Genomic DNA, 7,668 nt, shown 5'->3' on the forward strand with positions numbered 1-7,668 from the left:
ACCGGAATAACCGGTCCGGGAAATCACCACGGATTTCCCCTGCACATCACCAACCCGAGCTATGGTAAGCCGGAACCAAGGCAATTCTTCGATCGTCGGTTGTTGTGGCGGTGTCCAGAAGATCTTGGAAAGGATGTCGCGGCTGTGTCGCCCCTGGACCGCGATGTTGTGCAACTGGTCCGTCGAGTTTCGCACCCAGACATTCATATTTCGCTTTAGTGCCTGTTCCTGCAGCCATAATCCGCTGGTGTCGTTGCCTCCAATCCAGCGGAAATTGGTCTCACCCAGCCGGTAGACCGTGCCATCGTCTATCATACCTCCATGTTCGTAGCACATGGCCGTATAGACGACCTGACCAACGCTCAGTTTTTTCATGTTGCGGGTCACGCAAAGCTGCATCAGCTCTTCTGCGTCAGGTCCGACAATCTCGTATTTCCGCAGAGGGCTCAGGTCCATGACGGCGACCTTATCCCGGCAGGCCCAGTATTCAGCAATGGCACCATGATTGGTCATCGTGTTGGGCAGCCAATAGCCGTTGTATTCGACGAAATCACGGGTGTGCCGTCCAAAGCACTCGTGAAATGCTGTTTCCTTAGTTTCTTCCACATCCGCCTCCGCAGATTTTCTATAGCCGTAGGATCGTGTAAAATCCTCGGTCGCCTTGTAGGTTCGCACTTGAACATCGGTTGGGTTCCAACCGTTTGCCGGATCGATGTCACAGGGACATCCAGTGCTGACGCAGACCAAATCAGTCAGTGCCCGCAGCAGGACGAAATCACCGGGGCGAGACCAAGGATCGTCCATGCCTATGGCATTGGTGTCGTCCAGTATTGTGTTGAAAAAGAAGTTGATCGCAGGCCATCCACCACGCGGTTTAATGCCATACTGATCCAGATCCTTGTTGATGTTTTCCGAGCAGTTCACGTGGCCCGGATATCCAAGATCTTCGTAGTATCGCGCCGTGCACGCGAGACCGAAAGTGTCATGGCGCCCGCACGTATCCTGAACGATCTCGATCAGAGGTTCCTGGTCGACCGACCAGTACTTCGAGAATATGCCCGGTTGTGGATACAAGCTACCCATCAGGCTGCGGGTCGTTGTCGGGTCGATTTCGCGCTCGATCCCCTGATCCAGTGCGCGGCGGCTGAAGGCTTGAAAATCCGAGCACTCTCGTCCACGAACATCCACGATCTGAATGAATTCGCCTGCCTTGACCTCATAAGACTTGGCATTGCCGGGCTGAATGTTGATGTCCTTCAGAGGATCAGCCAACGGATCCGGCGGGCCGACAAGGGGCTTTTCCAATCCGGGTGCAGAGCGCTGGAGATACAGGATGATATCCGTGGGCGGGTTGTTGTCCTCTGGACGCATTGCCATGCCAGGTGCCGCGACAATCAGAAGACCATCACTTTCCGCCACGAAATGAACCATATCTCCGGGACGAGACCCATCGGTGAATGCGCGAATTGCGTCGCTTTTTCCGATGTCGAAACCCGCGACTTCCAAAGCTTGCAGTACCTTTTTCCCCGAAGCGGAGCCATTTGCCAGCGTAGCAATCAACCCTTCGGGCCGCCCATGCCCCTGCGCGCCCAGCATGGCCGCATCGGAACTCCGGTCAGGGGCAAAGAAGACCATTTCCGCTGGTTGCATCCCATCGCGATCCAGCAGCGTTATGGTATCTCCCTTGGATACCGGAACAGCGCGTGACCCCATTCCGGGGACCGGGTGGCGCTCTGTCCCATGCGGCAGGATTGGAAGGCCGGGGGCCAGAACCCCGCTGCGTTCGAATGGCACTTCGAAAACCGGCTTAACATTCATAGTGCTTCTTCCTGAATGGCTTGGGTTGCACCGCGGTGGGTGACCACCAAGAGGCATCCCGCCTCGGTGTGCGAATAGTGGCTTGACCCCGCAGCAAGGCTGACAAAGTCACCGCTGCGATAGCAAAACCCATCGTGATCGGTCAGATCACCATCGAGGACGAAGAACTCTTCTGGCCCGTGATGGATATGAGGGTTGGAGCGTGTGCCGGGCGCCATCTTCATCAGATAGCTGCCTTGCCCGGTTTCTTCATCAAAGCTGACGTTCTTCCACCAGATCTGCTCGTCTAGCAGGCCTTCCATCCGCATTGGGACAAACCCTGTATCGTCGAATCGTGCTACGGTGCGTCTGTTCTGTAGCTTTGCCATCTCAGTCGAGCCCCAGTCGTTTTTTACGCTGTTCCGCCCAGCTGCTGATGGCCATGTCAAAGGTCAGTGCCATCAGCGACACGTTCAGACCAAGGACAAAATTCTTGCCCAACTCTGTGCCTGCCAGTGTGCGCTGCAATTCCTGTCCCAGGTCCTGCGTACCGATGAACGCCGCGATGATGACCATGAAGAAGGAAAACATGATTGCCTGATTGAACCCGACCGCCATTGTCGGCAGCGCCAGAGGGAACTGCACCGACATCAGCTTTTGTCGACGGGTCGAGCCGGACATGTCGGCGGCCTCGGTCATTTCCGGCGGTACGCTGCTGAGGCCAATAATAGTGTACCGGATCAGCGGCACAGCGGCAAAGATCAGGATCGAGAAGACAACAGCCACATCGTTGACGCCGAACAACATGATCGCGGGGATCAGGTATATGAAGCTTGGAAAAGTTTGCGCGGTGTCGCAGGCCAGCAGGATGCTCTTGGACCAGCGAGTGGACCGGGCAGCAACAACACCCAAGGGGATACCGATCAGTGTCGCCAGCGCGACTGCTGAAATCACAGTATAGAGCGTGATGACCGACCGATCCCACCAGCCCGAAAAAGCCACGATCGTAAAGAAGACTGCGGCATAGATACCGGGCCTACGACCACCGACCCAATAGGCAAAGGAAACAACCAGCAGGATGAAAGCAGGCGTCGGAATGGCAAGCAACGTGTTCCGGAACGGGATCAGAACCTTGACATTCAGGAACCAGCGCAACCATTCAGTTGTCCCTTTGATGACATCGATTGCCAGGAATGACTTGATCACCACGTCGATTTCCTTGCCCTGGCTCAGATGCTGCTTGCGGCCGACCTCGGCCAGGATCGGGAAGATCTGCGACAGCAGAGTGAACCCAACAAACAGACCCAACGCAATCAGTGAGGTCTGATGCCGCTTCCACCACGGCGTATCACGTTCGAAGTGAACAGGCTGTTTCACGACCCAGGCCTTGGACATCCGATCGAGCATGACGGCCAGAAGAACGATGGTCACACCAATCTCAAAAGAACGACCTAGTTTGAAGCTGCCCATCATCGCCAACAGCTTGGCACCAAGGCCGGGCATGCCGATGAAGGCGGTCAACACCACCATAGCCAAGCACAACATGATTACCTGATTAACGCCAACCAAAATCTCGGTGCGTGCGGCCGGAACATAGACATGGCGCAGCATCTGCCAGCGGGTACATCCAGACATCTTGCCTGCTTCGATCACTTCGGGGCTGACCTTCTTCAGGCCCAGAGTGGTCATCAGGATCATCGGTGGGATGGCAAAGGTAATCGTCGCAACTGCACCGGCTGTTGGCCCGACTTTGAAGAAGATCACGGCGGGCAAAAGGTATGTAAAAAACGGTAGAGTTTGCAGAACGGACAAAACCGGTTTCAGCATTCTTTCGAACCAGCCATATCTCCACGCAGCGATACCCAAAGTCAATCCCAGCAGAAAGGCCAGTGGTGCCGCAACCACAATGACGGACATTGTTTGCATGGCCATCTTCCACTGTCCGATCGCGGCGGTCCAGATGAAGGTTCCGGCCCCCAATGCGGCCAGTCTCCAACCTCCGACAGCATAGCCGATCACGGCTGCAACAGCGGCGATTGCCGACCATGGGATTGGCCCTAAATAGGGCCAGCGACGCTTGCCTTCCAAAAGGTTAGCTGATGTGTCCAACAAGAACTCAAGCGGGCCTTCAGCGATAAAGCGGGTGACGTAGATTAGGCCAAGATCGTTTTGAATGAAGTTAAAAATAGCGTCCAAAACCAGTGCAGTTGGCGGGATTGCAGCCTCTGGAATCCGGTTCAGCCATTCAGGCAGAATACCAACAGCCTTGGCAAGGATCAGCGCAATGGACGCAACCAGCAGTGCAGTAAGCACGCGAGTACGCCCCCACGGTTTGTCCGAGGTATCCGGCAGTTCTGTGGACAGTGTCGCCATCACTCGGCTCCGAGCAGAACATTCAACGCTGCGTCACGTTCCAGAACGCCGGTGACAACGCCTTTGTCATCCGCGACCGGCAACAAGATGCGGTTGTCATTGACCAAAACCCGTGCCAGTTCGTGGATGGTTGAACCGCCATTGATTGGCGCGCCTTCCAATGCGTGTCCGTTGACCGGTTTTGCCAGTCCTTTCGCGTGCACCACGCGGGCTTTGTCGATGTCCTCGGTGAATTTCGCCACGTATTCCGTGGCGGGTTTCATGACGATCTGATCCGGCGTATCGCATTGTTCTACCGCGCCATTGCGCATGATCGCGATCCGATCCGCCAGACGCAGCGCCTCGTCAAAATCGTGAGTAATAAAGACGATGGTTTTGCCCAGCATCTCTTGCAGTCGCAGGAATTCATCTTGCATTTCACGACGGATCAACGGGTCAAGGGCCGAAAATGGCTCGTCCAGAAACCAGATATCCGGCTCAATCGCCAAAGAACGGGCAATGCCGACACGTTGCTGCTGGCCGCCGCTAAGTTCGCGCGGAAAATACTCTTCACGGCCCTCAAGGCCGACCAGTTTGACAACTTCCAAAGCGCGTTCGCGCCGGTCATGGCGATCCTGGCCACGCATTTCCAAAGGGAACGCCACATTGTCCAAAACGGTACGATGCGGCAGCAGGCCAAAGGACTGAAACACCATGCCCATCTTGTTGCGCCGCAACTCGATCAGGTCACGCTCGCTCAGGCTCATGATATCCTGACCGTCGACCTCAATGGTGCCTCCGGTAATGTCATGCAGGCGCGAGAAACAGCGCACCAGAGTGGATTTTCCTGATCCCGACAGCCCCATGATAACCAGCATTTCACCCCGGCCAACCTCAATCGAGACATCCTTGACCCCGGCGATGTAGCCGTCAGCGCGAATCTCGTCGAAGCTGCGGCCTGCCGGCATGGACTTCAGATAGCTGTCGGGCGAGGGCCCAAACAGTTTCCAGACGTTTTTCGCTGAGATTACAGGCGCTGTGGTGGACATGGCTGCCATTCTTTCTTGTTAAGCGTGGCCTTACTGCACTGATATCAGTAAGGCCACGCAAGTTTCGTTATGTGTGGCCGAGTAATCAGCCGCAGGCGCTGATCCAGGGATCAACAACAGCACGGTTGGCATCCAGCCACTCAGTTGCCGCATCTTCCGGTTCCAATTCGTCAGTATCGACCAGCTTTGCCATTTCCGCGATCTGCGGATTGGTGAATGAGATATTGGTCAGCACACAATACGCGGTTGGCCACTTGTCCTTCATACCATCCCATGCCGCCTTCTTCAGATAGCCGGTGGCAGGGTTGCCGCAATCATATAGCGCATCGGGGTTCGGACCTTTCGAAGGATCCTTGTCGCAGCCATCTTCCCATGCAGGGAATTCAACAAACTCACCGGGCCAGACGGCCTCGGCAAAGTTGGGTGTCCAGTTGAAGACCAGAACCGGTTTCTTATCCGCTTCTGCCGCGCCAATTTCCGCCCACAAGGCCGCCGCCGAACCCGCGTTGATAACGGTGAAGTTCAGATCCAGCGCTTCGGCACGTTCCTTACCGTGCTTCAACCAGTCAACCGGACCATCCAGATACCGGCCCTTGTCGCCGGTTTCCGCTGTTGCAAACAGGTGCGCACAGTCGTTCAGAGCTTTCCAGTCGGGCAGGCCTGGGCAGGATTCCTTGGTCCACATCGGATACCACCAATCCTCCCGCGTGACCGCATCATGGTCGCCCGCATCATGCAGACCGCCCTTTTCCAGCGCGGCGCGGAACGATGCACCAAACGCGCCTTCCCAGACTTCCATCTCAAGCGTGACGTCGCCCAAGCGCACCGACTCGTACACCGCCTGACTATCTGTCGTGACGTATTCGACGTTGTCGCCAATCTCTTCAAGTAGCTGGCCGGTAACGTATGACATCACGATCTGACTGGACCAGTTGTGAATTGGGATAACGATCGGATCGCTGCTGTCTTCGGCAATCGCTCCGGTGCCCGCAACTGCTGCCAAGGTTGCAGCAGAAATTAGATTTGTGAGTTTCATGTTTGCTCCCTGAGTGAAGTTCATTTTTGAATTGCGGACTCTTCCGGCCCCGAATTTGTGCATTCTGCCTAAAATCACTCCAGGCGCAGAACAGAAATTTGCGAGGCTTTGCCCACAATTTCTTGAGGCTAATCCAGTTTTTCGCTATTTTAACAGCCAGTTGCCCGATCGGGATCGAACTGATGCGGGCAAATACTTTTTGATTGCGAACACGTAAAGATCGGGACCCTGCCCACGGATGTCGAAGAAAGCACCTGTTACCGGTAAGATTCTACCGCCGCTCGATTACCTTCTGGCATTTGAGGCCGCTGCAAAGGCTCAGAGCTTTGCACATGCCAGTAAGGTGCTGAATATTTCCGAGACTGCCATCAGCCGCAAAGTGCGGTTGCTGGAACAGCATTACGATGTACCCCTGTTTGTCCGCGGGCATCGATCTGTTTCCCTGACCCAGCAGGGTGCCATTTTGTTGGCAACCGTGGAAAAATCGCTGGAGCTGATGCGGGATGTCAGCCGTGATATGCTGGCCAAACATCAGGCTAACACTGTATCGATCTCAGCTACCAATTCCGTAGCGTCGCTCTGGTTGATGCCGCAGTTGCGCAAATTCAATAAATCCAATGGCCGCATCCGTATTTCGCTGGTGTCCTCAGACAGCGATGCAGAATGCCTGTCTGACTCTATGGATCTGACGATTTTGCGCGGGGATGGCGATTGGCCCGGATATGATGCTCAGCTTTTGTTCGGGGAAACGGTTTTCCCGGTCTGTAGCCCAGAATACCTCAAAAGTAATCCGAACGCGACTGTTCTATCTGCTCTGCCAGAGTTGGATCTGATTGAAGTGACCAGCAGTCATGCGGAATGGATGACATGGCATACTTGGCTTAGCGGCAATGGAATTTCTACCGCATCTATGGAACGCGCTGTGGCCTTCAACACTTATCCTCTCTCCATACAAGCGGCAGTTGATGGTTTGGGGGTCGCATTGGGTTGGGCCCATCTTGTTGACCCGCTGCTCGAAAGCGGTGCGTTGGTCAGACCAATCCATGACGTCTCGGTGCGAACACAGTCGGGGTATTATCTTCTGAAAAGCCCAACGCACAAAACCTTTCCGGAACGCCGCATCGTAGAAGATTGGTTGTTGGGGCTTAGCGCAGGGCGCAAACGTTACGCGTGATTCGATGGTGCCATCGCGCGATAAATACCCATTTGGTCAAAGCCTCTGCAACTCCGAGGTTGACCGAAAGGAATAATTATTTACCTTAAAGAAAGTTTCCGATTCCTCTCCCGGTCGCATATGCGGGCGGGTTTGAATTCGTTCGACCTACTTTGCACGGAGCCCAGAACCCAATGAGCTATAAATCCGACATCGAAATCGCCCGCGAAGCGAACAAGAAGCCGATTCAGGAAATCGGTGCCAAGATCGGCATCGATTCT

6 protein-coding genes are annotated in these 7,668 nt (G+C 55.0%); 1 reads left to right on the top strand and 5 read right to left on the bottom strand.

The annotated features are described in order from the left end of the window. The 5 genes from ACR0IM_RS24245 to ACR0IM_RS24265 all read right to left on the bottom strand — a co-directional run. A partial coding sequence (locus tag ACR0IM_RS24245) for a DUF1989 domain-containing protein (protein WP_480683461.1) occupies nucleotides 1–1,818 on the bottom strand: 1,818 nt, incomplete at its 3' end. Next, nucleotides 1,815–2,186 carry a cupin domain-containing protein gene (locus ACR0IM_RS24250; protein ID WP_480683462.1) on the bottom strand — a complete coding sequence of 124 codons (372 nt, stop codon included), beginning with the start codon at nucleotides 2,184–2,186 and terminating at the stop codon, nucleotides 1,815–1,817. The genes ACR0IM_RS24245 and ACR0IM_RS24250, both read right to left, overlap by 4 nt. Nucleotide 2,187: 1 nt before the next feature. Further along, nucleotides 2,188–4,170, bottom strand: coding sequence for an ABC transporter permease (locus ACR0IM_RS24255; protein WP_480683463.1), 1,983 nt, complete (start codon nucleotides 4,168–4,170; stop codon nucleotides 2,188–2,190). Continuing rightward, nucleotides 4,170–5,198 (bottom strand): quaternary amine ABC transporter ATP-binding protein, encoded by a 1,029-nt coding sequence (locus ACR0IM_RS24260; RefSeq protein ID WP_480683464.1) that lies wholly within the window; start codon nucleotides 5,196–5,198, stop codon nucleotides 4,170–4,172. Before ACR0IM_RS24260 ends, ACR0IM_RS24255 begins: the two co-directional genes overlap by 1 nt. A gap of 85 nt (nucleotides 5,199–5,283) precedes the next feature. Beyond that, complete coding sequence (locus tag ACR0IM_RS24265) at nucleotides 5,284–6,234, bottom strand: ABC transporter substrate-binding protein (RefSeq protein WP_480683465.1); 951 nt, start codon at nucleotides 6,232–6,234, stop codon at nucleotides 5,284–5,286. A gap of 238 nt (nucleotides 6,235–6,472) precedes the next feature. Between ACR0IM_RS24265 and ACR0IM_RS24270 the strand changes: the two genes are divergently transcribed. After that, nucleotides 6,473–7,408, top strand: a complete 936-nt coding sequence (locus tag ACR0IM_RS24270; protein WP_480597180.1) for a LysR substrate-binding domain-containing protein — start codon at nucleotides 6,473–6,475, stop codon at nucleotides 7,406–7,408. The last annotated feature ends 260 nt before the right edge of the window (nucleotides 7,409–7,668 follow it).

Source organism: Ruegeria sp. BF6, from assembly GCF_056538665.1.

Bases quoted from the DNA above. Each gene is read 5' to 3' on its own strand.
- ACR0IM_RS24260 (WP_480683464.1), bottom strand. From the start codon at position 5,198: ATGTCCACCACAGCGCCTGTAATCTCAGCGAAAAACGTCTGGAAACTG.
- ACR0IM_RS24270 (WP_480597180.1), top strand. From the start codon at position 6,473: ATGTCGAAGAAAGCACCTGTTACCGGTAAGATTCTACCGCCGCTCGAT.
- ACR0IM_RS24265 (WP_480683465.1), bottom strand. From the start codon at position 6,234: ATGAAACTCACAAATCTAATTTCTGCTGCAACCTTGGCAGCAGTTGCG.
- ACR0IM_RS24250 (WP_480683462.1), bottom strand. From the start codon at position 2,186: ATGGCAAAGCTACAGAACAGACGCACCGTAGCACGATTCGACGATACA.
- ACR0IM_RS24255 (WP_480683463.1), bottom strand. From the start codon at position 4,170: ATGGCGACACTGTCCACAGAACTGCCGGATACCTCGGACAAACCGTGG.